This is a genomic window from Rhizobium sp. BK399 (assembly GCF_014194695.1).
In the GTDB taxonomy this organism is placed as follows: Bacteria; Pseudomonadota; Alphaproteobacteria; order Rhizobiales; family Rhizobiaceae; genus Rhizobium.
Window position 1 is genome coordinate 1 of sequence record NZ_JACIAH010000032.1, and the last position, 26,313, is coordinate 26,313.

The following is a 26,313-nucleotide window of genomic DNA, read 5'->3' on the forward strand; positions in this document are numbered from 1 at the left end:
GGAGCCTCACCTTGAGGACGCGGGGTGGAGCAGCCCGGTAGCTCGTCAGGCTCATAACCTGAAGGCCGCAGGTTCAAATCCTGCCCCCGCAACCACTGATGCCGACAATCGGTCGCCCAAGGCACATTGACTGTCTTTTTTTGACGAGGATTCAATGGCTTGTCGGTTTGACCAGTCTAGGATCGTTCCTAACTCCCCATAGAGTTTTACACCGACATCGCCGCGTCCTAACCCAGGCGTGATCACAATCTTTTCAATTAGTGACCGAAGTACCTCAGTAGCGGCCGCCCGCTCCTCGGGTTGATTGAGGGCCTCGGTCAACCGTGATACTTTTCGGGCATAGGCTTCGGATGCCTGTGATAGGACTTTGGGCGCGTCATAAGGCACTGCTGAGAGATGGTCGGACAGTTCCTTTTTTCTGTACTCTAGCGAGGTCATTCTTTCTTTCAGCGAGGGTTGGTACATCCCGTCGGTGATGGCAACGAGGATATTTTCCATCTGTTTCTCGATTTTCGTCAGCTCCAGTTGCCATTCCCTTGCCTTTGATCGGCGCTCCTGGTTGAAGCGATTGGTCTCCTCTGCAAACGCGCGCAGTGCTTCGGCAGTGGCTTCTGGCTCCAACATTTGGTCTTTTAAACCGGTAAGGACGCGGCGTTCGAGTGCGTCACGCAGAATGGTGCGATGGTTAGAACAGGAACCGCCGTTTACACGAGTTGAACACGCGAAACGGTTTGCGCCGCGGAGTGAAAAGTGACCGCCGCAGCAGCCGCAGAAGACCAAACCCGACAGTAGATATTTAGGTCGCCTTTTCCCGTTGAGGTGGTTTCGGTGGTATTTGCGAACACCCTCAACAGCTGCAGAGTACTGTTCAAGGACTATTCTCTGTCGGTTTTTCGCTGCCTGCCAAAGCTCATCGTCTATGATCCGAAGTGCCGGCACTTGCGTAATGATCCATTCGGTCTCTGAATTGCGGCGTGAAACCCGCTTGCCCGTTGACGGGTCTTTCACATAGCGCTGCCGGTTCCAAATCAGACGTCCAATATACAACTCGTTATTTATGATGCCCGTGCCGCGGAGTATATGGCCGCGTATAGTGCCGTCAGTCCAAAGCTTCCCCCTTGGGGGAGGAACGCCTTGCTCGTTCAAGCGCCTAGCGATCGCGAAGGGGCTGACGCCGGCCGCAAAATCGCAGAATATCTGACATACAACCTCCGCTTCTCGTTGGTTGATCGCGCGTTCACCTCTAATGGGTTGCCCTTGTTCGTCGTACTTCCGCACTACATCGTAGCCGTAGCAAAGCCCGCCGCCCGACTTTGCGTTTAGGATAAGACCCGCCATGCCCCGTCGGACCTTGGCGGTGAGGTCACTCAGGAAAATCGCGTTCATTGTGCCCTTGAAACCGATGTGGAGCTCTGAAATATCGCCTTCCGCCAAGGTATGAATTCGTACCCCGGCGAACTTTAAGAGCTTGAATAGCATAGCGGCGTCCGCTTGGTCGCGAGAAAGGCGATCCAAAGCTTCCGTGACCACCATGTCAAATTTGCCTTGTTGAGCATCCTCTAACAACTGCCGAATACCTGGGCGTAGGATAATGCTATATCCGGATATTGCTTCGTCGTGATATGTGCCAACTTCCTTCCAGCCTTCAAGTTTCCCTTTTTGGCGACAGGTCCGAAATTGATCCTCGATAGACGCTCTGCTCTGTAGTTCAGTCGAAAAGCGCGCGTAATACACTACCTTTGTCATGATGTTTCATCCTTCCCTACGTCCCTGTCGGGTACGTCTCGGTTCGCTTCTCTTGCAATCTGGCGGCCGATAAGGCGGGCGAGACTGAGGATTGGGAGGCGAGAACTTTCGCGTCGCAAGCGCTCGTGACGGCCAACCTTCTCGTCGGCGCGTCCAACAACCGTGACCGGATTAAGTTTACCTTCGCCGGTTGCACTTGAGCCGTTCCTAACTCCCGTCATCACACTCTCCCAATCGACGCCTTAGAGAGAGTTGTACACAATATTAGAAAAAAATAATAGATACTATCGCAATTGCAGAAAAAAAGTTTGAAAACGTCGATTTTGCCGTGACGTCATGAATTAATATTCCAATTCGAGGTCTTTATATAATTTGAAAGCTTTCGTTGGGAACGGGGATCATTTGGACCCCACTAATGCGTTGTCGCGGTGGCAATACTTGACGCCAGCGGGATACGTATCGTAAGCGGGCAAATTCCCGCAGGGGTTCGTCGAGAAGGAGTTGAGGCCATCATGTGGTCCTACTCGCCTGCAAGTACCTCTATTTTAGATGGTCTTAATTCCAGAATTAGGGTGCTGAGGCTTCCAGCGCACGCCGGTTCCTTCGAGATGGTTCGCTTCGACATTTGCTGCGATAAACTGAACGTTGAGTTCGTCAAAAACTCGACGGAGCTTCTCATTCGCTTTTGATGTTATCAGTCTTTTGCCGAGTTCAAACTCGCCTAGTGCCTTCTGTGTGATGCCCGCCTTTTTTGCGAGCTCGACCTGACTCAGGCCAATGAGTGCACGTGCAGCCCTTATCAAATCACCAGTCAGCAATGTGGTCATGCCCTTGCAGGAACCGGTTCAAGTGGGACGAGTCAAATAAGACGTAAAATACGTTAAAAAGAACTTGAAAAACGTCATATATAATGTATTGAAAGACATCGACGAGTATTAGGACGGAGTTTTGCAGATGGTGATTCGTTTGACAAAAAATAGGCGACTGCGCGTGCAAGCCTGCTATGCAAGGTTTCCCCGATACTTGTGCCTGGGTCCGTGAAAGGAGCCGGAAGTGCGGCAGTGCCGGGAGGTCATCGGCGTTACAACGGCCCCGCAAACGTGGCAGCCGTTGCTGGTCACCGGTTCGTCTCGGACGTTTCCACCAAGACAAGCACGCGAGGGTTTTACTGGGACTTAGGGTGAGGCTTCCTTGGATAGGGCCCATGGATGACGTCTTTCATTTTTTGACGAAAGCCCAACGTCAAACGGGCGGTTGCGTCTACGGCGGAGGTGCAATAGAGGAGTTGCTTGCTTTTTGAAGACTTCAACGTTTCGCCTTTCTCGTGGCCCCACCACCTGGGTGCGCTGTTTTAGGTGGTAGTCGCAGATGATCCCGTGTCCGCTTCGGGGGGCCATGAATGAGGCCGGCGTCTTGTCATAGGGGCCGACTCTCACTCCTCAGTACCCATTTACGATAGCCTGCTCGCAACCTGGTTTGCGCCACTTGGGCTTGATGTCTCGAGATCAATTTCAGGATACTTAAATGCCGAACCATGCGTCAGGCAAGCGATCACGCGTGCCTTGGAATACAAGCGCGCGAGATTGGCGCTACGTTACCGTCCCCGTGTATATGGCCTACTGCGCTGTCGCAGCCGCATTGCGGCCTTGGAATGGAATAGAGCGGAAATTCATAGCGACGCTGGTCTTCAAAGACGACTACTACCAACCGGTCTACTCGCAAGCAGCCCAGGTGTTCGCGAGGGAGATTTGGAAGTCCTCTGACTGGGAGACCTACATCTTCGAGTGGTCGAATTCGCCATTCCGTGACCAGTCCCTTGCTGAGAAAAACGGGCGAGGCATCTTTCTATCGCCGCCTGGATACAGGCTTACCGACGACGAGCGGCTGTTTTCGGATACCGTGGTCGAAATCGAGCCTCGTTCTCCAGAGTACGCAGAGGCTGCACTGCGGCGGGCTGGACTTCCCGTCGACGACAAGCTGGTTGAGCTTCTAATTTCCGCACCTTGGCCACGGCTTCACTCTGCCTTCCAGGACCGGCGTGGTCCACTTCAAGCTCTGGAACGTCTTCGACGCGAAACTGCAAGGCTCAAGGAGGTCGAGCGCGCTAGGGCCTTCAACGATGAGAGCCCCACCCTTGATGACATGCATGGCCTTGGTCCTGCGGTGGAGTGGGGACACAATCTTGCGAAAGACCTCGCAGATTACAAGGACGGTCTTATCAATTGGAACGACATCGACGCTGGCGTCTTGCTTTCCGGGCCTCCCGGGATTGGGAAAACCCTTTTTGCAACTGCTCTCGCCAACTCCTGCAAAGTACCAATCATCTACGGCTCGGTTTCTAAATGGCAGGAAGCCGGCGCTCTTGATGCGCACCTTAAAGCCATGCGCGCTTCCTTCAAGCAGGCGCGCGACAACGCGCCCTCGGTCTTGTTCATCGATGAATTCGACGCCTTAGGAAAACGCACGAACTCTGACCGGAACTCCGGCTATCACAACGGTGTGATTACTGGTGCACTTGAGCAGCTTGATGGGTTCGAACGTCGAGAGGGTGTGGTCGTTGTTGCTGCGTGTAATCACCCTCGGCTCGTCGATGCCGCCCTTCTGCGAGCGGGAAGGCTTGACCGGCATCTGGAGCTAACGCTTCCCGACGGCCCTTCGCGTCGCGGCATTCTAAAGTTCCACTCGGGAATCGAGCTGTCCGCCTCCGACGCGGAAATATTCGAAATCGGCAGCGAAGGGTTTTCTGGGGCGGAGATCGAGAGGCTTGTCAGGGATGCAAAGCGGACGGCCCGTCGGCGAGCTGATGACCTCGCAGCCGTCCACATTATCGATCAGCTGCCAGCCATTGAGAAGCTTCCTGAAGAATACCTCAGGGTGATCGCGGTCCATGAGGCCGGCCATGCCTTGGTCAGCTATGAAATTGGCCATGAAATCTCAGGCATCGCGATCTCCAAGTGGCGGGTCAGCGGCGAGAGCCGGGTGCTTGGCAGCGTCGATTCAAAACCTTCACTGGTGCGAGCCAGGACCAAGACCACCTACCTCGACACCATAGCTATCTTCCTCGGGGGTATCGCAGCTGAGTTGGAAGTCTTCGGAAGCTTCGCGGACGGGGCATCGGGTTCAAGTGAGGCCGATCTGAATAGGGCGACCGATCTGGCGACGATGATAGAGGGTACACAAGGCATGGGCCGCACGCTGGCGGTAGAAGCTCCTGATCCACGAGAGTTCGCGCGGATGCGCTTGTACAATCCGGAACTTCGAGAACAGGTCCACGTGTTGCTGGAAAACGAACTCGCGAGGGCGCGATCCATCATTCAAAGGCAGCGTCCCGCGCTGGATGCGCTCGTCGATAGACTGCAGGCAAATCCGACCATGACCGGACAGGAAGTTGTCCAGGTGTTGCAGAGCAACAGGCGCTCGGTTGTCAGCCTTGCTAAGACACAGATCAGGACCAGTACGTGATGGCGAAACGAACAACATCTACTGGCCGGCGGGCGGCGTCGAATAAGCCATATGCGGGTTCGCTCGGCGAGATGCTCGATGATGCCGGATTTGAACCATTGGGTAGGCGAATAAAGGTTTCTGATCGCGGCGGGACTCAACTCCCATCGCCTCCCAAGTGGTTCGATCCCGTGGTCGAATTCCTGTGGGCGGCCCTACCGGACTTGGCTGCCAATCACTGGGACCATCTCTATATCGACGCTCTTCAATCTGCTTGTCAGGCATTAGTCGCGCTCGGCCAAGCAGTTCTTGATGGCAGCGGTGGCATAAAAGTTAATCCAGAGCCTGCACTGCCTAGCATCCTTCCCCGATTGGACGATGTCGCGACAGTGATCGTCTGCTTGGCAGCGCAAGTAAGCTTGCTCGAGTATCGACATTTCACAGGAGCGCGCGACCGACCTAGTCCAACGGGACTTCGACGTCCGAATATTCGGGCGGATCATGGCAGCGGCCCTGCGTATCTAGCCCCGGAGGCGTTCCGCGTGTTCGAAAGCCTCGACCTTATTCTTGGTGCTCGATGGACGGAGCGCGCCGAAACAATATTCTGGCGTGACAATCCATCAGAGTGGGGCCTTGATTTCACGAAAGACCGCCGTTTCATCCGGGCTCTGGATGCGGCTCTAGCAACCGTCCCTGACGATATTGCGGAGAAGATCGAGAAGACTGCGGTGATAACCGAAGAGAGTATCGTGGAGTGGCTCCAGATCGCGCCGAAAACCAAGACCCGAGAAGACGCGCTCAAGTCTCTCAGGTTTTGGAGCAGTCACAGTCTTGATCGGGTTTTCCATCGTCGATGGCGTCTGGACTGCGGATGGCTTTCCGTCGAGGAGTCGGTGAGGACGCTCCTGATCGAATATGATGCGCTGTCGATCAACATGCGTCGACAGTTTGCGGCCCGATATCTGCCGCAGGCACCATTTCTGAATGGATAAAGTTGGTGAGGTGCGCCTAGATCGCGCGCTGTCGGCATAACCCACCGCCACTCCTGGAGACATCGATGACCTCAATATCCGTAAACACGGTCTATCCGTTGCCCGCTGCTCAGCCCGTGCTATTTCGATGAAAATCTGGGTTTTCTCAGACATCCATCTCGAGTTCGGCAGACCGTTCACTGCGGCCCCGCCAGATGACATCGACGTCATTGTATGCGCGGGCGACGTCCTCGACAAAGGCGTTGTGCCCAGCATTGAGTGGCTTGCGAAGAGCTTTAGTCCGGAAGTGCCGGTGGTCTTCGTCGCGGGCAACCACGAGTTCTACCGCGCTTTCCTGTCGGACAGCATAGCCGCGGCGAACGCGTTGCGCGATCACTATCCGAGCATCCACTTCCTCGACGACCGCGACGTAGTGATTGAAGACGTTCTTTTCGCCGGCGCGACCCTTTGGACCGACTTCCGGCTATTCGATAGCAATCCCGAAACGTCTATGTGGTCGGCCCAACAGGGAATGAACGACTACAAGCGGATCAACCTCGCCAAACAGCCATTCAGAAAATTCAAACCCATCCATGCATTCCGGAGACACGGCGCTTCCATGAAGTTCCTGACGGAGAGCCTGGGTCGGGCCGACGTCAGGAAAAAGGTTGTGGTCACCCATCATGCGCCCTCATCGAGGTCTATTTCTCGATGGTTCCGAGATGACCCACTAGCGCCCTGCTACGCCTCGGACTGCGATGATTTCATCAGGGAGGCAGAGCCCGATCTTTGGGTTCACGGGCATGTGCATCAAAAACTGGACTACATGCTCGGGTTCACCAGAATCATCTGCAATCCACGTGGCTATCCGGGGGAGGCAACAGGCTTCGACCCGGACTTGGTAATTGAAATCTAGCGGTAGCGCAGCAGAGGGGCCGATGGAGGCGACTGGAGGATGTCAGGTTGTCGACATGGCTGATCCTACTAGGTCTCACTCGGTGCCTGCACGCCATAAAGCAAACACATCGTCGGACTCTGGCGCGGGCTAGTAAGAAGGTTAAAGCGGTAGAAATTCGCAACGCTAGGTAGAGTGTGCGCGCCGGTTAGCGGGAAGCTGCACTCATGAATCAGGACGAAGATCGTGGAAGCATGAGGCTCCGGCTGGAGATGGCCGAGGCAAAGTTCAGAGAATTCAGCGCCAGCGGGGTCAAGCACCGAACGCTGAATGAGACCATGCGCGGCGGTTACCGGGAATCTGAAATGATTCGAGAATCTGCTGGTCGCGCAGGCGATTACAAGTTAATCGCGCTCAACCTCCGCTGGGGGCTTATGGGGATGTCCTCAAGTGAAGCCCAGCGTTTCCTCAACAGCCGTCCAGCGCCTTGATGCGCGATATCAGCGTTCGGCCATAAACGTAGACTGTTTCTCCGTCCGCGCGTCCTTGGCATTGCTGCCCTTGTCGGTCTGATACGTGTAGGAAACCCGAACTTGATTGTTGCCGCGAAGGGCGGTCCCCGTCAGATTCAGCAGAACGGACATCGCACCGAAGAGGCGCGGATCGAGGTTTCGTTGAATGGCATCCGCGCTTTTCGGGACAACGAGGGATGCCGCCGCTTCGCCGTCGGCTCGGAGGCGGCTATCGACATCTGCGTTCCTGCAGTATTGGGACTCAACTGTCGGAAGCGCTTCAGTCGCTATGCGTTGGCAATTGACGGAGCGCAGTCGATCGAATTCGACAGAATGAGTTAGGATCGATTTTAGTTGTGCCGTGTAGACGAGGGCAGCCTAAAATTGGAAAAGAACCATGAATTACAAACTCTATGCCTTTGCCTCGATAGCCTTCGCCGCAGGTCTCTGCCAGCCATCATATGCCCAGCTTAAAACTCCGGAGACCCTGACGGAGGTTATGTCATCAATCGCGTACTTCACCAGCTTGGCTGATCCGGCCGCAATGAGCTATTCGGATGGCGAGTCTGTGGCCGCCGCAATCACCCCCCAGCTGAAAGGCAACGCATTCTTGGTCAAGCATAATGCAAGGGCGCTTTTGTTGCCCACCAAAGACGTGGCTAACTATAAGATTGTCTTCGACGGCCTGAACAAGGGTGAGTGCAGAGACGCACTAAGATTCGCGCATGTTTATCCCGACCTGTATCCCCAGGTCGAAGTAAACGGTAAGGAAGCGGTGAACTACTCCAGTGCTGACTGTTCGAGGAACTCGACGGTCACGATTTACCGCAGGTGAGAGCGGGATCGCCCGGGCTATAGCGTTGAATTGGCTCCGACGCCGGGACGAGGGAACTTCGACATGTGACTCTTCCCAGTCGATCAACGCGACCCGATGAGCTGTCATGCGAACGTTTGCAGCACTGTTGGGGTTGCTGTGGACAATTGGCGTCCGTCGAGCCGCGCCCACGCTGCTCGACATCGAACAACGCCCTCCGCCGGCATCGCGGCAAGGTTGATCCTCGTTCCAGCTTCGGCGTGAAGGACTGCATCGGTCGACGCAGGGCTGGCCGCCCAGGTCGCGCCCACCAAGCTCATCGACCACACTACTGGTTGTGGGTGTGGTCGGGTCATCTGGCGCGGTCGCGCGAAGAGGCGAAGAGGTAACATGCCGCGAGAGAAACAGAAGCTGCGCCCCGCAGTTGCCTTGCCGGAAATTGAGGCCGGTGACTGGCATGGGGAGTTCGCTGGTCCACCCTCTGGCAACATCGGGCAGCATATACAGCCAGGGCCGCCCATCATGGTCGTAGAGTTTACTTACTTGCTCGTCGGAGCGGTGGTCATTTCGCCGATCAGCAAATTCCACTGGCCAGCAGTAGTCTCCTTCTGGGTGCGAACGCCGTTGACACCTGAAAGAGTCGAAGCCGGCCTTATGTTCAAATCCGATGAAATTCCGTCTGTGAATGTCAGCTTCGAAGTCACGCGGCAGCAGTTCACCGACACCTGCTGGCTTTTCAGAGAAAAATTGCTCAAAGACTTTCATTTCCGCATTGGGCCTGGGACAGATAATCATTGGCCGCTAGAGAACTGGGGAGCGAGTTTTCAGCTTTGATTGATCGCGACGGCGGATGCTTCGCCAAAAAAATGCTGCGCGCCCCGCATGCCAAACCGACATACTTATGCGTTAGCGTCCTTATTGTTCCTATTGGCTAGCCCCCTTGCTTGCCACTGAAGCGGCGTCTGCGCAAGGAAACCAGAATGAATGCTCCAGACTCAGGAATGGCGCGGTCGAGGGCCGTCTGATCGGCTTCCAATTGCGAACCAGACCGTGGTTCAAGCGACGTGACAAGCCTCCATGTGTTAATCTTGCGATCCCCTCGCGCTTCCCGCCTGGCGACGTCATCCGAAAGAGATGAATCCGAGACGTCTATAATGTCGACTTCAGAATATACTGGGTCCCAGCCTGTCCGCTCTCGCTCAAATGCATACTCGTAGGATGGCAGCGACGTATCGACCACCTGGGCTCGCACCTGCTGCATGCCAGCAGGTGTAGACGGGCGGAATGTTGTGGAAGGCACCGGAGTGAGAGCCCAACTGCCATCAATGATCCAGTCCACTGATACTTCTCGGTTGCCTTGCCCGTTTTCAACCCCAATGGTCTGACACGTGTAGCGTCTGCTTGCGCTGCTGATGGCATTGATTGCGCTTATCGGATCGGCAGGCATGGTGTCGTAAAGGAACAAATGAACTTCTGTCTTGAGTGATTCAATTTCCTCGATCCCGGCAGGGATTTCGAAGTAGATTGTGTCGCCGGTCTTTGGCAAGCGCCCACCCTGAATATGTGAGAACGCGAGAATCGTGCGAACGATCGCCCAATCGGTCGGCATGCGTATCTCGGCCTTGAGGCCCTCCACATATTCCTTGAACCACCACGAAAATCCTTCCTTCATGGTGGGTGAATAGGGCGTTGCCTGTCTCTCCGCTTCATCAATATGGCCTCGGACAGCAGCGAATTCGGGCGCGTGCACATCACCTTCAATAAGGACTGCAGCCTCTCCATTGCTGCCGCCCAAGGCGAACGCTGTCACGTTGTGCGACCCGATGAATGCGCATGCGCGTGAGCCGGGCAACCCCATGTAATAGACCTTGCTGTGCAACATCGGATGATAGCGCACCACCGGATTCTTGGGCGTGCCAGAAGGCGCACTGAAGCCTAGATGGACGTGCAACCGATCCATAGGCACACCCGCGGCCAAAAGATTGTCGAGCGCTAGAAATCCAGGATATGTGGACGCGCCGATCACGAAGGTTTCAAGGCTGCCGGGGTTCGCGAGTATCGGACCACCAATCTCAGCCAGTCCGCCTGGCGTGGCAAAACCCGTTACAATACGTGTGGCGACGGATCGGGAAAGTCGATCGCGGATCAGCGTCGCAATCTCCTGCTGCGGCCGTTGAAATAACACGGTTGTCGTTACTGACATTCTTCGCCCGCTCCAATTGCGTTTGCGTTTCGGCTTAGTTCATCAACCGTTACACGCCGGTCCTTAGGACCGTTTCGATGCTTTGGCTCCAGGCGGCTTTGAACGCCGGATCAGAAGCGAAAAGCTTATACAGCTCAAGTTCTTCCTTTCGGCGTTTAAGCATCACGTCTTGCATCATCTTCTCGAGCGCGAGTCCACGATTGTAGGGGTCGGTGTTCTCCTCGTATTTCTGGGTGAAATCGGGGTGCGCTCTGATGCCGTTCACGACATTGATGAATTTCACCCGTTGCTCTTCCGGTGTCGCGCCCCATCCCTGGAACCATCGCTCATTGAAGGTGTGAATGATGTCGTCGAGCGGGTCCCGCTCCTGTTCACCATCCCGGTAACCGCGGGGATTAGGGTCTTGCGGGTCAAGCTCCGTCGGCGTTGCGTCAAGCTCGATATCTTGGTTCAATCGAGTTCTCTCAAGTCCGTAAGACGACAGGTCCACGGCCTCCAGCAGCTCATCGAGCATGTCCTGGTCCGGGTCAGTGATGTGCAACTTCGGGATCAGAAACTTCAGCAGCCAAAAGAGCTTTTCCCACTCAACAACCTCGAATGGCATGATTGACGCCATCTGGCCGTAAATCTTCACGAACTGGCGCGCCTTGATCTTGAAGTCGATTTTGTCATTGTCGGCCAAGGTCAGTTGATGATTGAACCTATCAGCCGCTGTATCAATGATTGGGCTCAGCGACTGCGCATCGTCGCCGGCAAAGTACCGGGCGACAAAATCCTCTACCTCTTGCCACTCATAGACGCCGACGGCGTCGAGCGCATCCTTGATCTCATGCAGCACATTCACATCCGTCGCCGACGACAGTGTGGTGACGGTGTAAAATGGATCGAAGGCGGATTTGATATCAGCCACGTCATTGAAAAAGTCGAGGATAAACAAGTCTTCAGTGCGCTTGCCGAGTTTCGGCGCGGAGCGATTCAACCGTGACAGTGCCTGCACAGCCAGAACATGTTGCAGCTTCTTGTCGACATACATGGTGGTCAGCTTCGGCTGGTCGAAACCGGTCAGGTATTTGTTTGCGACCACTAGCAACCGATATTCATCCTCGTCGAATTTGTGCCTAGTATCCGACTCCGGGAAACCATTCATATCGGCCTCGGTGTAGGTCACACCGTCGACCTCCTTCTCACCGGAAAACGCGATCAAGGCCTTGAGCGGATAACCCCGTCCCGCCAATAGCTTTGTCAGCGCCTTGTAGTAGCGAATCGCCGCCTCGATGTTCTGAGTGACGACCATACCCTTGGCCTTGCCGTGAAGCTTCTTCGGCGTCACAACCTGCTCGATGAAATGGTCGAGCATGATCTCAGCCTTTGTGTTGATCGTTTGTTGGCTGCGCTCCACGTGAGCCCGGAGTTTTTTCTGAGCCTTCTTGGTGTCGAACAGTGGATTGTCCACTATCGACTTCTGGATTTCATAATAGCTCTTGTAGGTCGTGTAATTTGCCAAGACGTTCAGAATGAAGCCTTCCTCGATCGCCTGCTTCATGCTGTAGCCGTGGAACGGCTTGAAGCTTCCGTCGGGCTGAAGCTCACCAAATTTTTCGAGCGTTGTGTTCTTCGGCGTCGCCGTGAACGCAAAATAGGAGGCATTCCCGCGCATCTTGCGTGACTGCATCGCCGCCAGGATTCGATCTTGCAGGTCTTCTTCGTCCGGGTCTGCATCGCCTGCGCCCATTGCACGGTTCATGTTGTCATGCGCGCTGCCACTTTGCCCGCTATGCGCTTCATCAATGATCACTGCGAAGCGCTTGTCGCTGAGGTCGGCGATTCCCTCAATGATAAAGGGAAATTTCTGGATCGTCGTGATGATGATCTTCTTGCCGTTCTCCAGCGCCGATTTCAGGTCGGCGGAACGCATGGCTGGTGCGACGATGTTCTTGACTTCGGAGAAGTCGTTAATGTTGTCACGCAGTTGCTTGTCCAGAAGACGTCGATCAGTGACAACTATGACGCTGTCGAACAGCGGTTGGTCCAATGCTTTTCCGCCCGCCACGCTGGCAGATGCCGGATAGGTATCTATTAGCTGATACGCCGCCCAGGTGATCGAATTCGACTTTCCGGAACCCGCCGAATGCTGGATCAGATAACTTTGTCCGACGCCGTTCGTGGCAGCGTGTGACAACAGCCGGCGCACGACGTCCAACTGGTGGTAACGTGGGAAGATCATCGACTTTTTGGCCAGGGGGTCTGTCGATTTTCCTTCCAGCAGCACGAAGTGCTGGATGATGCCGGCCAAACTTTCCTTGGCGAACACTTCTTCCCACAGATAGGCGGTCTTGTGGCCGTTGGGGTTGGGTGGATTGCCCTCGCCTTCATTGTGACCCTTGTTGAAGGGCAGGAAGAAGGTGGCCGGCCCGGCAAGCTTCGTCGTCATGAAGACCTCGTCGGTGTCCACGGTCATGTGTACTAATGCACGGCCAAACTGAAGAAGGGTTTGGGTAGCATCACGGCCCTCGCGATACTGCTTCTGCCCATGGTAGCGAGCGGTCTGACCGGTCCACGCATTCTTCAGCTCTACAGTAATCAGTGCCAGTCCGTTGACGAAAAGGACCATGTCGATCTCTTCGCCTGGATTAGTTTCCGAATAGCGCACCTGTCGGGTAACACTGAAGATATTGGCGGCGAAGTTTTCATGGACCTTCGCCGCCGAGCTGGCGAGGGGGGCCGCATACATGAGCGTGAAGGCTGCGTCATCGACGGCAAGCCCTTTCTTCAACAGATGAAGAAGCCCATTCTTCTTTACTAGCCGGTCAAAGCGTTCGAGTATCTTGCGTTGCCAATCGACGGGGCTGCGGTCTTTCAGTTTTGCCAGCTCTTTGCCTTGTGTGGTCTCCAGAAACTCCCAGAAGAGTTTTGTGTCGATCGCATATTGAGCGTTGAAATCAGAAGGTTGGCCGAACCGGAAGTAGCCCTGTTCGGCCGGTGGAGGTTGGTTGGTCAGGTCCTCTGTAGTCGTGCCTGTCAGATGCCGCTGGATCGCCTGTTCCAGAGCCGCTTCCTTGGTGTTGCTGACCATAATTCCCCCTTACTCTACCTTGATTTTGCCAGTGACCGTCGCGTCAATCAGGCTGGTCCTGTATTCCTTGAGCACGGCGATTTGCTCTTCCTTGATGGAGATTGCGTCTTCGATTTTTCGGGTTGCTTCGTCGATGTGAGCCACGATTTCGCGCTGTTCGTCAATCGGCGGCAGCGGTGTCTTGAATGCGCCAAACGCTTCCTTCGGGATGGTGTTGCGCAGGCCCTTATAGAGGCTGCGCATTTTCTTGTCCGTGTCCGCGCAGATGTAGAAATGCAATAGGAAACGCGGGTCGATGCCGTCCGTCACGGAATAAACAGTGTAAGCGCCGGTTATCATGCCGGAGAATTCCGAAAGCCCGACGGTCCGAGGCGTTTCCTCGACGTCGAAATGGCAGAATACGAAATCGTTAGGTTCGACCTCTTGGTAGGTGTCAAACTCTGCCGGGAATTTGCCCTCGGGGTTCTCCATGTCACGCTTGATGATCCCACGAAGGGTAAGTGACAGAAGCTCGTATTCGGAAGACCGCTTACCCACGAGAGACTTCTTGAGATGGAAAATGTGTTTGTTTGGACGCTGTTCCCAATGCGAGGGGATTTGGCCTATCCAGTCGATGCCGCTATCCTTCATGGGCGCGTTGGGGGCCAGGCCGCGAGTGACAGCCTGGTGGATCAGGATTTTCCGTCGCTCGCGCAGAAGCGCGATCTGCTCTTCCTCGATCCGCACGGCCTCGTCCACGTTGGCGCATTTCTCATCCAAAAATGCTACGATGGCGCGCTGTTCCGTCGGCGAAGGGATCGGCAGGCGCAAGTATTTGAAGTCGTCATAGGACAGATTCTGGCGCAGACCGGACCCAAGCGCGTAGAACACCTTCTTCACGTCATAGGAATGAAGCAGGTAGTGTAGAAACACCGGGTCAATTTCGGCCTTGGGGCGCAAATTGATGTAGGCCGATGTGATGATGCCCTTGTCCTTGGCCAGCCCGGTGCGGAGGCTGGTCTTGTCGTTCTGAAGGTCGGTGCCCCGAATGATGATGTCACTAGGTTGGACGACCTGATAGGTCTCAAAGCTCTCTGGCACCAGCCCGGTCAGCTTGTCCTCATCCTTCACAATCACCCGGCCATAGCTGAGGGAAAGCACCGTGCTTTCCTTCATTCCGGTGTTCTTGTCCTTGTTTTCATAGAGACACTGGCGGCCAGGCTCAACGAGCCATTGGTCCGGCACATCTCCGATCCACTCAACGCCGCTGTCCTTGTAGCTGTCATAGGTTGGCCAGGTGGCAAGTGTCATCACACCGCCTCCCACAGATCGGCAGGCTTCACCCCAAGGATATCGGCGATCAGCCCATCGGCCCTTTGCTCGAGTGCCAGAATGTCCCGCGTCACGGCCTCAAGGTTGCGCAGCGGCTTGTGGCGGTAGAAATACTTGTTGAAGCTGATCTCGTAGCCGATCTTCACGGTGGCTAGGTTGATCCAGGCCTCGGGCACATGCGGCTTCACCTCGCTCTTGAAAAAGCGATGGATGCTATCCCTCAGCGGAACGGCCTCGCTGTCGCGCAAATCGGCGCTGCTCTCGTAGGTGAGCCAGCTGCCGTCACGCTGAACATAAAGGCCGAAATCGCCAAGTTCGTCGATATGACAACCAAATCGTGCTGCCACATCCTCGAGCTCCACCTTGGTAAACCGCTTAACGTTGTCGATCACCTTTTCCGCATCATCGGAATACCAGCTGACGGCGTTAAGAATCGCGTTCTTCTCAGCTGCGGCCAGCTGGATTTTACGGGCCTTCAGCGCTTTGCCGACGTATTCGCGGAAGGAGTTGAAGTCCGCCGTCTCCTCGGTGCCCAAAGCCTGCATAAGCTGGTGGCCGACTCCGATCAGCTCGCGTTGCCGCTGCCAGAGTCCTGTGTCGACAAGCTTGGCGCGTTGCTTAGCGTTGAGCGCGATCTCGCGTTCCTCGCACCAGGTTTGGATTGCCTTGACCTGTGACTTCAGGAAACCTGGCTCATACACCCTGTCACCATGCTCGGCCCACAGATGTTCCATTGGCTCGCGCAGAGACTTGTCGAAGCGCAGAGGTTCTAGCCGTGCTGCGCTGAACTGGGCGCGACGACGGTCGGGCCGTTCGATGGTGACCTTGTGATAGCCGAAATCGGTGTTGTCGAAAATCTGCACCGCGATGCCGGTCGGATCGCCGTTCGCATCAAGTTTGCGTTCAACCGGCTGGAAGGCCGTGTAGGCGGCAATAATGTCGTCGATATGCTCCGGCGCGAACTCGCAGTTCTTGTCGCCGAGGTTCTTGCGCAGCTTGCGGTACATCAGGTTGGCATCGATCAGTTGCACACGGCCTCGGCGTGCTTCGGGCTTGGTGTTGGTCACCAGCCAAATGTAGGTAGTGATGCCAGTATTGTAGAACAGGTTGTTGGGCAGCTGGATGATGGTTTCCAGCATGTCGTTTTCGATGATGTAGCGGCGGATGTTGGATTCACCGCTTCCAGCATCGCCCGTGAACAAGCTGGAGCCGTTGTGAACGCTGGCAATGCGCGAACCGATGACGCTGTTGGCGATGGGCTTCATTTTGCCCACCATTTCCATCAGAAAGAGGAGCTGGCCGTCGCTGGAGCGTGGCGTGGCGTCGACGGTTTCCTTGTTACCCCAATAGTCGGTCAGCTCGACTTGAAAGCGCGGGTCGATGACATCCTTGCCATCCTTGATGTACTTGAGCTCGCTGCTCCAGCTCTTGCCATAGGGCGGATTCGACAGCATGAAGTCGAAGCGATGGCCCGAAAACTCATCTGTCGACAGGGTGGAGCCAACCTTGATATTCTCGGGGTTGTTTCCCTTGATCATCATATCGGATTTGCAGATGGCATAGGTCTCGTCGTTGATTTCCTTGCCGTAAAGATACACGTCGCCCTTGGCCGCAATAGGCCCCTCGGGGTCCTTGATATAGTTCTGGGCTTCGGTCAGCATGCCGCCGCTACCGCAGGCCGGATCGTAGATGGTCATGACCGGAGGCAACTGGCCGCTGATCGGGTCGAAGACGAGGTGAGTCATCAACTGGATGACCTCGCGCGGAGTGAAGTGCTCTCCAGCTTCCTCGTTGTTTTCTTCGTTGAACTTCCGGATCAATTCTTCAAAGACATAGCCCATGCCAAGATTCGACAGGCCAGGCATGGTGTTGCCATCGGGGTCTTCGACGTTCTGCGGCGTCAAATTGATGTATGGAGAGATGAACTTCTCGAGTACGTCGAGCAACACCTGCTTGTTTGCCATGTGCCGCATTTGCTCTAGCAGCTTGAAGCGGCCGATGATCTCCTTGACGTTTTCGCTGAAGCCGCCGAGGTACTCCTCAACGTTCGCCAACAGAATCTGCTGATTGTTCGTGGCGGTCGCATGGAGCTGCTTTAGCGTCCACTTGTTGGTGTTGTAAAACACATATCCGGATGTCGCCGTAAGGGGGGCATCGTCCAGCTCCGTGGATTTCATCTCTTCGCGTTGGAAGCGAACTTCCTCCAGAATCGCCGCCTTGGTGGGTTCAAGCAGAGTGTCAAGGCGACGGAGTACGACCATCGGTAGGATGACGTCACGATACTTGCCGCGGACGTACACATCGCGAAGGCAGTCGTCGGCGATTGACCAGATGAAGGATACGAGCTTGTTATGGGTGGCGTGGTTCATGGTGTGTAGTTCAGCTTTTTGTGTTGCTGGCGCAAAGTACAGGCCAAATCTTTAAAATAAGTCCAGTGGATTGCCTCAGGTATCATGCGGAATGTTTCCGCATGATAGGGGTTACGTTCGTGAGCGGGCGAGGCTTAGGCTGATGCTCTACCTGGGAAGGTGATCACATTATCCGAACTTGGGCCGGCTTCGGGGGCGCTCTCTTCAGCTAGGCGAAGCAAGGGAGCAATTACTGTTTTCTCCCAGAGGCTATTGATCATGTCTTCCAATGTGCTTTTCAAGCCCGTCTGCGTCGTGAACCAGTCCTCGAGCCGTTGTGCAACTCGCCCTTTAAAGCCCGGGCCTGCACCCCACTCAGCCGCACAAGTCGCCCACGCTGATGACTGGGACAGGGGTTCCCGATAGACCTCGATTCCACCACGTTGGGCCGCTTCTAAGAAAGCCCTCTTGGAGGCCGTCGCACTTGCGGATATTTGCTCGATTGATTTCGCAGCCAAAGCCAGGTCGCCATCGGCCTTCATCGCATTTAGGAAGGCATCAAGTGCGCCGAACCAGACATCGCTCCTGAGCTTGGCATCGCGCGCCGCGCCGACACCGATAAGGTGATGAATGTTGAGGCCAGCATACTCTCCGCTTCGACGTGTAGCTGCCCAAAGTGTCGACGCATATCTTACTCCACGAATGGTGCTCAAGGCGTCGGCATGTGCAAGGCGCTCTCTTGCGCCCAGACGCCGATTGCCTGCAAGAAAGGTGTTAAGCCTGCTGGCTACCTCCTCGATTGCGGCGTTGATGGCCTGAGCTTCGTGGTTCTCAATGATCTCATCTGCTGCTGCGCAGAGATCGAAAAGTCGAGACTCTACTGTCTTACGCATACGACGTAACTGGGAACCGATATCAGCTCTTAGGTCTGGTGCGCCATCGTTCTCAACATTAAAGAAGAATATGGGAACACCAGCCGAGTCTTCCGCAGTTAGCTCAGAAGTAACCTGAATCCGCTTGAATTCGTAGCCTTCTGGATCAGTCAGAGCCTGCTCTCCCATGTCGTCTTTCATTGCTCGAGCTTCACCTGAACGAGGCAGGGCAAGGATTGACACCTTGCCAGTGTCAAATCGCTCGGAAAAAGTTTGCCGCATGTGCTGGAGCAAGACCCTTGAACTTGTTCCCGGCGCATCATTAAACCTAGAGCAGAACACGACCGTGGTCCGTGGGTCCTTTAAACGCTGATCAAGGTCTTCGCGCACTGCCACATCATCGACGCCTTTCGTGTCGATAACCGAAATGTCCATTTCCCCAAACGTCTTCCCAAAGTTTGGTATCAAAAGATCGATACTCTTCGGAAGCGGCACATCGCGCAGGCGACCATTGTTGACGGCCTTGAAAGTCTCTGTGACCCATTCCATTGGATGCTTTCGAGTTGAGCTATCGTACCAAAGCTCGCGACGAGACCGTTCGTCCAAGTTCATCAACCCCAGAACCCGGGTACGGAATTCCTCCTCGGAGCCACACGACTTGGCGAGGTCCTGTACTGGGTCGTGATAGGCGATCTTCCCGTCCACCGTCTCCCGCTTTCGAGTGAGTGCGGCCATGTTCCGGATGGCGCGTTCGGCTTCTCGGCTAACGTTAACCGCATCGGTGCCGTCGTGCTGTTCTTTCATGTAGCTCGACCACTTTGCAGCGCAGAAGTCGCCAACCAATTCGCGAAGTTCTGCGTCGGACATGGGCAGAAGGGCGAGACCGAATTCAGGTCCAGCCTTAATGTGAACTTCGCAAATAGTCGTACCACCAGCGCCGGTTTCCAGAACGGGGCGGTTGATCGACGTCTCGGCCATCGATGGCGGAACAAGGAGATCGAAGAGGAAACTGATTGCTGTCGACTTGCCGACGCCCATGTCTCCGATGAATGCGATGTTGTGTTTGAGGTTTGATAGAAATGTTGCAGCACGTGTTAAGGATTCGCGCTGTCGTTCGATCTGTCTCCTAAGTGGCCACGGCCGTTCTTCATTGCCGAGAAACAGCGTGATCTTCTCCAAGGTTTCCTCAGTGATCTCCAAGCAAGCCCGTTCAGGGTTCCAGAATGAAGGTGGCTGGATGTGGGCCCATTCTCGCCCGGCATATTGCTTGAATTGTTCCGCTGCTTCGCTTCCGCAACCGATCAGGGCATCGAGAACTTTCTCGATGTCGGCCTCCTGAGACACTTCTCCCTTCTCGATCCTAGATATTCGGCTCTGATCAAGTCCCGATTTTTCCGCCAAGACTGACTGGGTGATTCCGAGTTCTCCGCGCAGGCGTGAAATAACGTTTCCTGCCTCATGAATCTGGGTGTATTCAGTCACGGAATCCTCCAACGCTGATTTGATGCTGCATATATGCTGAATGGATGCGTACTTGTCAAGCGGCCGGTTGTATGAAGGCGAATCCTGCTACCGCAACATCTACGGCGCAGGAATAGGTGGAACCATCTAAAGAGAGACCTTCACCCATGTGCCCACCGATTTTCCCCTCCCTCGGCGTTGAGGGAGAGGGCCCAGGAGCAACCGTTCTCAAATAGTGGGTCTGGTTGTGCCTCTTCCGGCCGAGCCATGGTTGAACACAACTGTTGGAACGGCCCTTGCCAGCGAGGTTGGCCGCGACGACGACCCCAATAGAGCATAAGGTTCGAAAGACGGTACCGATGAATTTCTCGAATTTCATTGACTCGCAATCGGGTGCGCGTCCTCAGAGGAACTCGTCTAGTGAAATCGGCCCTAGAGCTCGTCACTTCTTCGGCTGCAATATGTTTGTCTCCGAGCAAATGACGATTTTTCGGGCACCACGTGTCAATGCCACGTAGAGGTCCTGCGCACTGAACGAAGAGGTGTCCAACAGAATAGCCACGTCCGCTTCAAGCCCTTTCAACAAAAGGGTGCTGCCCACCGCACGTCCTTTTATCTCACGACCGATCACTCTCTGTTGCTCGCGGACCGCGATCGCAAGCTCGTGAAATTCCTCGGCGTCAGAGCAAGAATTTAGGGTTCTGAGGCACGCAGATAGAAGTGCTGGCCGGTGCGGTCGTACCCCCGGCTGTTTGTTGATCTCGACGAGTAGCGTGTTTGCCCTGGAAGGCGTAGGACTGCCTGCGAAATCCAAGGCGGCTTGCTCTGCATCAGTTGCGGGTTTCCAAGCTGTCCCTTTTCCCAGGGATTTCAGTCGTGTTTTCATCGAGCTCGCGTCCACGCCCGTCATCACAGTGGCAGCAAAGTCGATCAGTTCTTCAGTGGCCTCCGCACCGTCGAACGCAAACGATGCGGCAAAATCGACGAAATCCGACAAATCCACACTTTCGACCACGACCGCTCCCGGAGTGTGTCGAGCGACATTCTGCTGTCGCCGTTTGTCCTTTCCACTGCACAAAATCAATATCGAGCCGGCCCTTACGGGTGAGGCGGTTCGCGCGGCTTTCAACAAGGTAGCGGAGTCCGATGGGCCCGATATCTTTACCCATTCCACTTGTTCAGGTGCCGCCGTCAGATCAATGGGAGAACGCTTACGAAGGAGCGGGCGGATATCGAGTAGCCACTGCCCGAGTTCATTACAGCCGACGTTGTTCCAGCGATGGGGGGTATCCAGCTCGCCGATCAAAGGGAAAAAATTTAGGACCTCGGTCCACTCCACTTTAGGGCCGGACCAAGCGAATATGCACTGTAGATCATCCCCAAGGACGCAGGTCGGAAGGAGTTCAGCCAAGGCCATGACGATGTCGTGCTGTGGCTTCATGCAATCCTGATACTCGTCGACGAGCAGGCGCGAGTAGGTCGCTTTCAAGACGTCATCGAGATGCCCGCCTTTCAAAAGCGCTAGAGTGTGGGTCTTGATAGCGGTGTAATCGCTCCCAGGAGACCTCAGTTCGGTTATCTTGGGGTCGTGTCCGCTTCGGGATGGGAACGTGGAGATCAGGTGCAGCGCCCAGCCGTCAATGGTCGCGAGGCGATAGTTTCGCGCTGGTATTTGCAGGGCATTGAGCCGCTTTTTTAAGGCCGCGACACCTGCGTTTGTATGGGTCAGTACAAGGATAGGCTTGTTGTCATTGTGTCGGGCGAGAGTAGACGCAATCAAATGCGTCTTGCCACATCCAGCGGGAGCACTCACGCATCCGCGATGGATCGACAATAGATCAGGTATTGCTGCCGTCATTTGACCACCCAGGTCAAAATCGATTGAACGACAGTCCTAAACGGCGTGTCGAACTCCTTGAATTTAGGCGCGATCACATCGCGAGCGAGGGATTCCATACGCCCGATGTCCTTGAACCAGCCCTTCTTGCCGCCTGCAGCTTTGGCGATCCACCCTTTTTGCTGAAGGGTCAGGCAACCTATGTCGGCCAGCGTTTTAGCGTCCTCAAGGGTTAGCTGGCCGCCAGAGGCTGTTCTGATCTTCCCGTCTATCAACGACGCGTCATCTGGGTTCAACTTGACGGCGGCTTCCAGTATCGCCAAGACGGTTGCGTCTGAGGCCGAGCAAATAATGGCATCCTCGATCGACTGGCCAGCAGCCCAGTGAAACAGCTCGCCTCCATTATCCGTAAAGAGCTTCGCCTCCGCCGCTGGGATCGCCCGGTCATTGTCGATGAAAATCGCGACGCGGTATCCAAGTGATTGGAAAGACGCCGCGCGCTCGAACGGCCGCGTCTCAGACCCCCCGTCGCAGTCAAGCAGCGATACTCCAGCGGCGTCTACAGATTCCTTGCCCTTGACCTCGATACGAAACAGATCGATTCCTCGAATGAAGCCGATCTCGGTCTTGCCTTCGCAAATCAGAACGGATTTCGCGAGGAACGCGTTTGAGGTGGCACGTAGCGCCCCTTGGGCATCGGCGGGAACAGCAAGCACATGCGTCTGCCCCAGCGCCTTGTCATGCCGGACAACGTGGACCTGCCCATGGGAAAGCTCCTGCAAAGCTATCGGCGAGTGCGATGTTGCAAAAACCTGGACGCTCGGCACCTTGTCTTTCGAGCCCAACGATTTCAGGAAGCGGACGATCCGATGAGGTTCGAGTCCGATTTCGATTTCATCGACAAGGGCAATTGACGTTGCCTTGGAAGCTTCCTTGTGCAGGCCCGCGGTGAGTAATCGTTTGGAACCGGTGCCCATTCCACGCAAGGGAATTCCCGTGTCGTCATGTAGGGAGATCGTTCCGGAGCCAAACGTGACAGAGTGGATGTCGAGCATCGCCGTGGCAGTCGCTCCCACCGAAATGCCGAGGCTTTTGGCTGTCGTATTCACGATTTCGATGGCGTCTGTCAGCTGGCCCTTTGCCTTGCCGCCGAACGCTGTCCGAGCGTCACGGGCGGCTGCTGACAAGACGCCCGAGGTGTCCGGTTTTTCGTCGGACAGCTTGTTGAGCAACGATCCACGCCGCCATGCGAGATGCGTATCGCCGAGCGCTCCCAGTCTCATGGGCGACAACCGTTCGCGATCAGCCCACTTGAGGTCGCGCTCCAATCCCTTGGCGGCGGCCCTCGCAGATTCGAGTGTCCAAACTGGCTCGAGGTCCTGGGCAACCGTAAGCCTTAGGCACAGCGCGGTCTCCAGGCCGCTACCAGGTTCCTCCTCCAGATCGCCTAGCGCCGAATCGTACCCACGGAGGAAGTCTCCATACGCGTCAAGCTTCTTTAGGTCGTCTTCAAGCGCGCCCAATACTACCGTGATTGTGATGGGTTCCGATATATCCAGGTTATGGAAGTCGGCATCGGTAAAGGTAGCTGTTCGACGTGCTCCAAGGCATAGGTCAACGGCGTCCAAAATCGTTGTTTTGCCGGAATCACCTGGACCGATAAGGCAATTGAACCCAGGAGCGGGTGTCCAAGAAAGTCTTTTGATGCCTCGAAAATTACGGATGTCTATTTTTCTTATCGTCGGCATCGTCCACCGGTCGTAGCTGAAGTTTCGCTATGGTTTGCTCCTGATCGGTAATGCGACTCAGGCGAGCAAGCGACGATGATCACGAAACATCCGCCGGCGTCAACGGCGGGTTGCGGGAAGAGTAGGATCGGCTGTACGAGTTCTCAGGTCAACCCCCTCTAGCCCGTGCTAACTCTTCACAGACCGTCTGCGCCGTCTCAGCAAACGCCTTCAGCGCCGCGCCCTGTGGGCGGTCCTTAACCACCGGGAACTCACCCATGTTTATCCTGAACCCCCGAGCGTTACGGGCGTTCAGGGCGGCGATGCCGGCTCGATCGTTGCAGTTCAGCAGTACACCGGGGCCGTTGCGAACTCGCCGGCTGCCGAGCACGCACTTCCCTTTCCGAACGCGGACAATAGCGAACGGCTCGCATGCCATTAAGGAACGATCATGACGCCAGTTTCAGGAGGTTGGACGACATGGTGCCCTGGACACAGGGATCGTGTCGGAATCACGCGACGTCAAAACCTTCTCGTTCCGTCCGGTGGGCGCGAATTGGTTTCGATATGCGCCGGGCCATTCGTCATCCTGGAAGCTGCCTGCAGGTGGTCCGCAGCCGCTGCTGCGTACCTTTCCATCCAGTCCGTCGCGGCGGCTCGTCGCCCAACCTGATCCCGGCGAAGCGTGGACATGCTACGCTACGGTCCCTTGGTCGCCAAAAAAGGAAACGTAACGAACAAGTCGCGGATCGAGCGCTGAACGAGATGAATCGACGTCGCTTGCCCTTCGATCGCCCACGAGAGTGACCAAAGGGTCGACTGAAGCACTTGGTCAGAGTTCAGACCGTTCTGATGAGAGATCAGCCTCGTTTCGTCACCCGGTCTAGCGCCGGCCTCGACGCCCACAAGGTAGTTCGACCTGCCGAGGAAGTTGGGGTGGGTGAGTTCGCAAAGGATTTCGTACTCGGCAGCGATAGGATCGTCCTTGGCAACCTTGGCGATTTTTTCGATCACGGTGAGAATGTTTTTCGACTTGTAAATCTCGTCCGCGCCAGACTGCCGGGACGCGTAGACTGATTGGAGAAGGAATGCCTCCAGCGCCTCACTTTGTACTCCCGTTGTCGTGAGATCGAGTTTCCCGAGTTCGTCGAGCGTGTGTGATATGGTCCGTGCATCATGGACGAACTGAATGGCGGATTCGAGGGCTGATCTTGCGAGTATGCCCGCGGGAATATAATGTTCGCCTCCGAGAAGGGTGAAAGCCGCTCCGCCGATATCCACCATGCGCCAGGCTGCCATTACGGTATATGCTTCGATGGTTGCGAGCGTATCCCGCCAGTAAAGACGGTTCAGATCGCGCGCTCCACCTCTTTTTTGCGCCAGCGCGTTAGCTTCTTCCATAAAGGCTTCTGCCGTCTTGTACCGCCAGTGATAGGTGTCGGGAAGGGTATCTGCTATCGCGTTCATAGCTCCCACGGCTATAGGCAGACGGCCAATTCTGGCTCTCTTAGATGTGGCGTCGGTTAGCCCCCCTTTCTCCGCGCAAAGGTTTGCGATTTCGGCCGGTAGCTCGATCCTTGTTTTGCCTTTACGCATTCTTCCCTCTGTCAGGTTTATGCCCCCGCGGAGCTTTAGTTCAACCTAAAGCGTCTGCCTACTCCGCGTCTTCTCGATACTCCGGCAATATGTCTCGCAGTTTGCACGGGTCGAGGACGCCCTCAGGATACTGCTCGCGGCCTTGGCGAACCCGTTACCAAGGAGAAGCGAGGTCAGAGTGTTGGGAAGTATCAATGAGTCTCGGCGATCTGCTGGCAATGGAAAAGATGAAAGCTGAATTAGCGAGGACGTTAAAGGCTGCCGGCTTCAACCCAGAAGCCTACAAGATGTACGCCTATGCTGCCCTGCAGTCGATCGCAGGCGCTGCCAAGGCTGCCGGTTCCAACGATCCGGAAGGGGTTGCTAAGGCCATGGAGGAGGAGGGCGCGTTCCAGATGGTCCTCGGTGACATCTCGTTCGACGAGAAAGGCGACCCCACCCTTCCAGGCTACATCATGCACGAATGGAAGAAGGGCCCCGGCGGCAAGTACAGCTACTTCCCTCAATCGGCGAAGTACGGACGCCTCTCTGCAGACCCTGTCAGCCGGGTCTGCTTAGGCTCTACGACCGGGTAAGCTAAGCCGGTCCCATAATGATCTACGCATCGGATGGGCTGACTACGCAGTTCATTTTCAAGGGACGAAATCATGCGTGCATTTCCCGCGAGGCTGGAACTCGCCACGGTCAGCTTGATGGTCGAACCGCTCATCGAGCAGCCGCCAGCAACTCCTCGCGTACCGACCGGGACCGTCTTATCAGACCGCCGTCTGCTGGATGTTTCCGAGAGCCTGGCGACGGCTAAATTGCTCCTCGACGGTTAGGGTCATGTAATACTCTGGTGGTCACGACTGCGTGGTGACAACGGCTAATGGTCGCCGGCCGGCGTCAATTCCAAGAAATTGACTGCATCGAGAGGCGAACCCGAGTGTCTGCGGGTGCGCCTATTTATCTATTTGTTATTCTTCTTACCAAGACTTCATATCGCGGACGCGGGGGGCGGTAATGGCCCTTAAATGACCACTTCGATAATGTGTCGGTATCGGTGGTTGCGGGCCCCCGCAACCAAATCTTTAAATGGCAACGATCCGACCATAATTCCTGCGCGCAAACGTCAAGGCGTTAAGAAGATGCGTTTGCCCAACTTGGCGAGTTCAAGGTGTCGATCTCTCCGGAATCGATCTTCGCCATCAGAAGCACCGGTCGGCGCTTGGCTTCTGAGGGCAACGGGTACGAAACGATGCCTATTGTAAACGTGTATGTCACCCGCGAACGAACTGTGGCACTGCACCGGACCGCCAGTCGGTTACGGCGGAAGAGAAGGCCCGCATCATTGCGGGCGTCAGCCAGGTGCTGCTCGAGGTCCTCAACACGTCGCTGACCTACAGGGTGATCGAGGAAGTGGACCTCGATAGTAAGCGCGAATTTCTGCGCACCTTCTGAAGCGAAGTGCTCTCAGGCATGAAGTGTCCACCAAAATAGGTGGACACCAAATCATGGAAGAAGATG

General features: G+C 55.5%; 18 protein-coding genes, 1 tRNA gene and 3 pseudogenes. 11 read left to right on the forward strand and 11 right to left on the reverse strand.

Translation table 11 applies throughout. The features are described from left to right. Positions 1 to 18 precede the first annotated feature (18 nt). Positions 19 to 95 (forward strand) — tRNA-Met (locus FHT97_RS29975). On the opposite strand, the gene FHT97_RS29980 is transcribed toward FHT97_RS29975, so the two are convergent. Then, a complete protein-coding gene (locus FHT97_RS29980; protein WP_183865128.1) occupies positions 52 to 1,746 on the reverse strand; it encodes a recombinase family protein in 1,695 nt (564 codons plus the stop codon). The genes FHT97_RS29975 and FHT97_RS29980 overlap by 44 nt on opposite strands. A gap of 545 nt (positions 1,747 to 2,291) precedes the next feature. Further along, entirely contained in the window at positions 2,292 to 2,573 is a 282-nt protein-coding gene (locus FHT97_RS29985; RefSeq protein WP_183865095.1) for a helix-turn-helix transcriptional regulator, read from the reverse strand. Positions 2,574 to 3,270: 697 nt separating this feature from the next. Here FHT97_RS29985 and FHT97_RS29990 point away from each other — a divergent pair. The 6 genes from FHT97_RS29990 (at position 3,271) to FHT97_RS30010 (ending at position 8,400) form a co-directional block, all read left to right on the forward strand. Beyond that, positions 3,271 to 5,208, forward strand: a complete 1,938-nt coding sequence (locus FHT97_RS29990) for an AAA family ATPase (protein WP_183865097.1) — start codon at positions 3,271 to 3,273, stop codon at positions 5,206 to 5,208. Next, the gene (locus tag FHT97_RS29995; RefSeq protein WP_183865099.1) at positions 5,208 to 6,179 is read left to right on the forward strand and encodes a hypothetical protein; all 972 of its coding nucleotides are present in this window, start codon (positions 5,208 to 5,210) and stop codon (positions 6,177 to 6,179) included. The genes FHT97_RS29990 and FHT97_RS29995 overlap by 1 nt, the downstream gene beginning before the upstream one ends. A 127-nt stretch (positions 6,180 to 6,306) precedes the next feature. Continuing rightward, on the forward strand, positions 6,307 to 7,074 hold the full coding sequence (locus tag FHT97_RS30000; protein ID WP_183865101.1) for a metallophosphoesterase: 768 nt from the start codon (positions 6,307 to 6,309) through the stop codon (positions 7,072 to 7,074). A 206-nt stretch (positions 7,075 to 7,280) separates the two neighbouring features. After that, complete coding sequence (locus FHT97_RS30005; RefSeq protein WP_183865103.1) at positions 7,281 to 7,544, forward strand: hypothetical protein; 264 nt, start codon at positions 7,281 to 7,283, stop codon at positions 7,542 to 7,544. Positions 7,545 to 7,646: 102 nt separating this feature from the next. Next, a complete protein-coding gene (locus tag FHT97_RS30715; RefSeq protein WP_210296829.1) occupies positions 7,647 to 7,907 on the forward strand; it encodes a hypothetical protein in 261 nt (86 codons plus the stop codon). A 55-nt stretch (positions 7,908 to 7,962) separates the two neighbouring features. Next, positions 7,963 to 8,400, forward strand: coding sequence for a hypothetical protein (locus tag FHT97_RS30010; RefSeq protein ID WP_183865105.1), 438 nt, complete (start codon positions 7,963 to 7,965; stop codon positions 8,398 to 8,400). 51 nt (positions 8,401 to 8,451) lie between these two features. On the opposite strand, the pseudogene FHT97_RS31325 reads toward FHT97_RS30010, so the two are convergent. Continuing rightward, positions 8,452 to 8,663, reverse strand: a pseudogene (locus FHT97_RS31325) (aminoglycoside phosphotransferase); the annotation flags it as partial. A 106-nt stretch (positions 8,664 to 8,769) separates the two neighbouring features. Here FHT97_RS31325 and FHT97_RS30015 point away from each other — a divergent pair. Continuing rightward, the gene (locus FHT97_RS30015) at positions 8,770 to 9,213 is read left to right on the forward strand and encodes a hypothetical protein (protein ID WP_183865107.1); all 444 of its coding nucleotides are present in this window, start codon (positions 8,770 to 8,772) and stop codon (positions 9,211 to 9,213) included. Between the two features lie 97 nt (positions 9,214 to 9,310). On the opposite strand, the gene FHT97_RS30020 is transcribed toward FHT97_RS30015, so the two are convergent. From FHT97_RS30020 to FHT97_RS30055, 8 genes are all read right to left on the reverse strand, one after another. Beyond that, on the reverse strand, positions 9,311 to 10,582 hold the full coding sequence (locus FHT97_RS30020) for a phospholipase D family protein (RefSeq protein WP_183865109.1): 1,272 nt from the start codon (positions 10,580 to 10,582) through the stop codon (positions 9,311 to 9,313). A gap of 49 nt (positions 10,583 to 10,631) precedes the next feature. Continuing rightward, a complete protein-coding gene (locus FHT97_RS30025; RefSeq protein WP_183865111.1) occupies positions 10,632 to 13,655 on the reverse strand; it encodes a type I restriction endonuclease subunit R in 3,024 nt (1,007 codons plus the stop codon). Between the two features lie 9 nt (positions 13,656 to 13,664). Beyond that, entirely contained in the window at positions 13,665 to 14,945 is a 1,281-nt protein-coding gene (locus tag FHT97_RS30030; protein WP_183865113.1) for a restriction endonuclease subunit S, read from the reverse strand. After that, a complete protein-coding gene (locus FHT97_RS30035; protein WP_183865115.1) occupies positions 14,945 to 17,335 on the reverse strand; it encodes a class I SAM-dependent DNA methyltransferase in 2,391 nt (796 codons plus the stop codon). The genes FHT97_RS30030 and FHT97_RS30035 overlap by 1 nt, the downstream gene beginning before the upstream one ends. A 134-nt stretch (positions 17,336 to 17,469) precedes the next feature. Continuing rightward, positions 17,470 to 19,668 carry a helix-turn-helix transcriptional regulator gene (locus FHT97_RS30040; protein ID WP_183865117.1) on the reverse strand — a complete coding sequence of 733 codons (2,199 nt, stop codon included), beginning with the start codon at positions 19,666 to 19,668 and terminating at the stop codon, positions 17,470 to 17,472. A 421-nt stretch (positions 19,669 to 20,089) separates the two neighbouring features. Next, positions 20,090 to 21,505 (reverse strand): UvrD-helicase domain-containing protein, encoded by a 1,416-nt coding sequence (locus tag FHT97_RS30045; protein WP_183865119.1) that lies wholly within the window; start codon positions 21,503 to 21,505, stop codon positions 20,090 to 20,092. Beyond that, positions 21,502 to 23,232 (reverse strand): AAA family ATPase, encoded by a 1,731-nt coding sequence (locus FHT97_RS30050; RefSeq protein WP_183865121.1) that lies wholly within the window; start codon positions 23,230 to 23,232, stop codon positions 21,502 to 21,504. Before FHT97_RS30050 ends, FHT97_RS30045 begins: the two co-directional genes overlap by 4 nt. Positions 23,233 to 23,910: 678 nt before the next feature. After that, on the reverse strand, positions 23,911 to 24,807 hold the full coding sequence (locus FHT97_RS30055; protein WP_210296833.1) for a hypothetical protein: 897 nt from the start codon (positions 24,805 to 24,807) through the stop codon (positions 23,911 to 23,913). A gap of 254 nt (positions 24,808 to 25,061) precedes the next feature. On the opposite strand from FHT97_RS30055, the pseudogene FHT97_RS31690 reads away from it, so the two are divergent. From FHT97_RS31690 to FHT97_RS30070, 3 genes and pseudogenes are all read left to right on the forward strand, one after another. Beyond that, a pseudogene (locus FHT97_RS31690) lies at positions 25,062 to 25,313 on the forward strand (branched-chain amino acid ABC transporter substrate-binding protein); the annotation flags it as partial. A gap of 141 nt (positions 25,314 to 25,454) precedes the next feature. Further along, a complete protein-coding gene (locus FHT97_RS30065) occupies positions 25,455 to 25,628 on the forward strand; it encodes a hypothetical protein (RefSeq protein WP_183865126.1) in 174 nt (57 codons plus the stop codon). Between the two features lie 416 nt (positions 25,629 to 26,044). After that, positions 26,045 to 26,247 (forward strand): annotated as a pseudogene (locus FHT97_RS30070) (4-oxalocrotonate tautomerase). Positions 26,248 to 26,313 lie beyond the last annotated feature (66 nt).

Excerpts from the sequence above, each read along its gene's own strand:
- FHT97_RS29980 (WP_183865128.1), bottom strand. The coding sequence starts at position 1,746 with ATGACAAAGGTAGTGTATTACGCGCGCTTTTCGACTGAACTACAGAGC.
- FHT97_RS29985 (WP_183865095.1), bottom strand. The coding sequence starts at position 2,573 with ATGACCACATTGCTGACTGGTGATTTGATAAGGGCTGCACGTGCACTC.
- FHT97_RS29990 (WP_183865097.1), top strand. The coding sequence starts at position 3,271 with ATGCCGAACCATGCGTCAGGCAAGCGATCACGCGTGCCTTGGAATACA.
- FHT97_RS29995 (WP_183865099.1), top strand. The coding sequence starts at position 5,208 with ATGGCGAAACGAACAACATCTACTGGCCGGCGGGCGGCGTCGAATAAG.
- FHT97_RS30000 (WP_183865101.1), top strand. The coding sequence starts at position 6,307 with ATGAAAATCTGGGTTTTCTCAGACATCCATCTCGAGTTCGGCAGACCG.
- FHT97_RS30005 (WP_183865103.1), top strand. The coding sequence starts at position 7,281 with ATGAATCAGGACGAAGATCGTGGAAGCATGAGGCTCCGGCTGGAGATG.
- FHT97_RS30010 (WP_183865105.1), top strand. The coding sequence starts at position 7,963 with ATGAATTACAAACTCTATGCCTTTGCCTCGATAGCCTTCGCCGCAGGT.
- FHT97_RS30015 (WP_183865107.1), top strand. The coding sequence starts at position 8,770 with ATGCCGCGAGAGAAACAGAAGCTGCGCCCCGCAGTTGCCTTGCCGGAA.
- FHT97_RS30020 (WP_183865109.1), bottom strand. The coding sequence starts at position 10,582 with ATGTCAGTAACGACAACCGTGTTATTTCAACGGCCGCAGCAGGAGATT.
- FHT97_RS30025 (WP_183865111.1), bottom strand. The coding sequence starts at position 13,655 with ATGGTCAGCAACACCAAGGAAGCGGCTCTGGAACAGGCGATCCAGCGG.
- FHT97_RS30030 (WP_183865113.1), bottom strand. The coding sequence starts at position 14,945 with ATGACACTTGCCACCTGGCCAACCTATGACAGCTACAAGGACAGCGGC.
- FHT97_RS30035 (WP_183865115.1), bottom strand. The coding sequence starts at position 17,335 with ATGAACCACGCCACCCATAACAAGCTCGTATCCTTCATCTGGTCAATC.
- FHT97_RS30045 (WP_183865119.1), bottom strand. The coding sequence starts at position 21,505 with ATGACGGCAGCAATACCTGATCTATTGTCGATCCATCGCGGATGCGTG.
- FHT97_RS30050 (WP_183865121.1), bottom strand. The coding sequence starts at position 23,232 with ATGCCGACGATAAGAAAAATAGACATCCGTAATTTTCGAGGCATCAAA.
- FHT97_RS30055 (WP_210296833.1), bottom strand. The coding sequence starts at position 24,807 with ATGCGTAAAGGCAAAACAAGGATCGAGCTACCGGCCGAAATCGCAAAC.
- FHT97_RS30065 (WP_183865126.1), top strand. The coding sequence starts at position 25,455 with ATGCGTGCATTTCCCGCGAGGCTGGAACTCGCCACGGTCAGCTTGATG.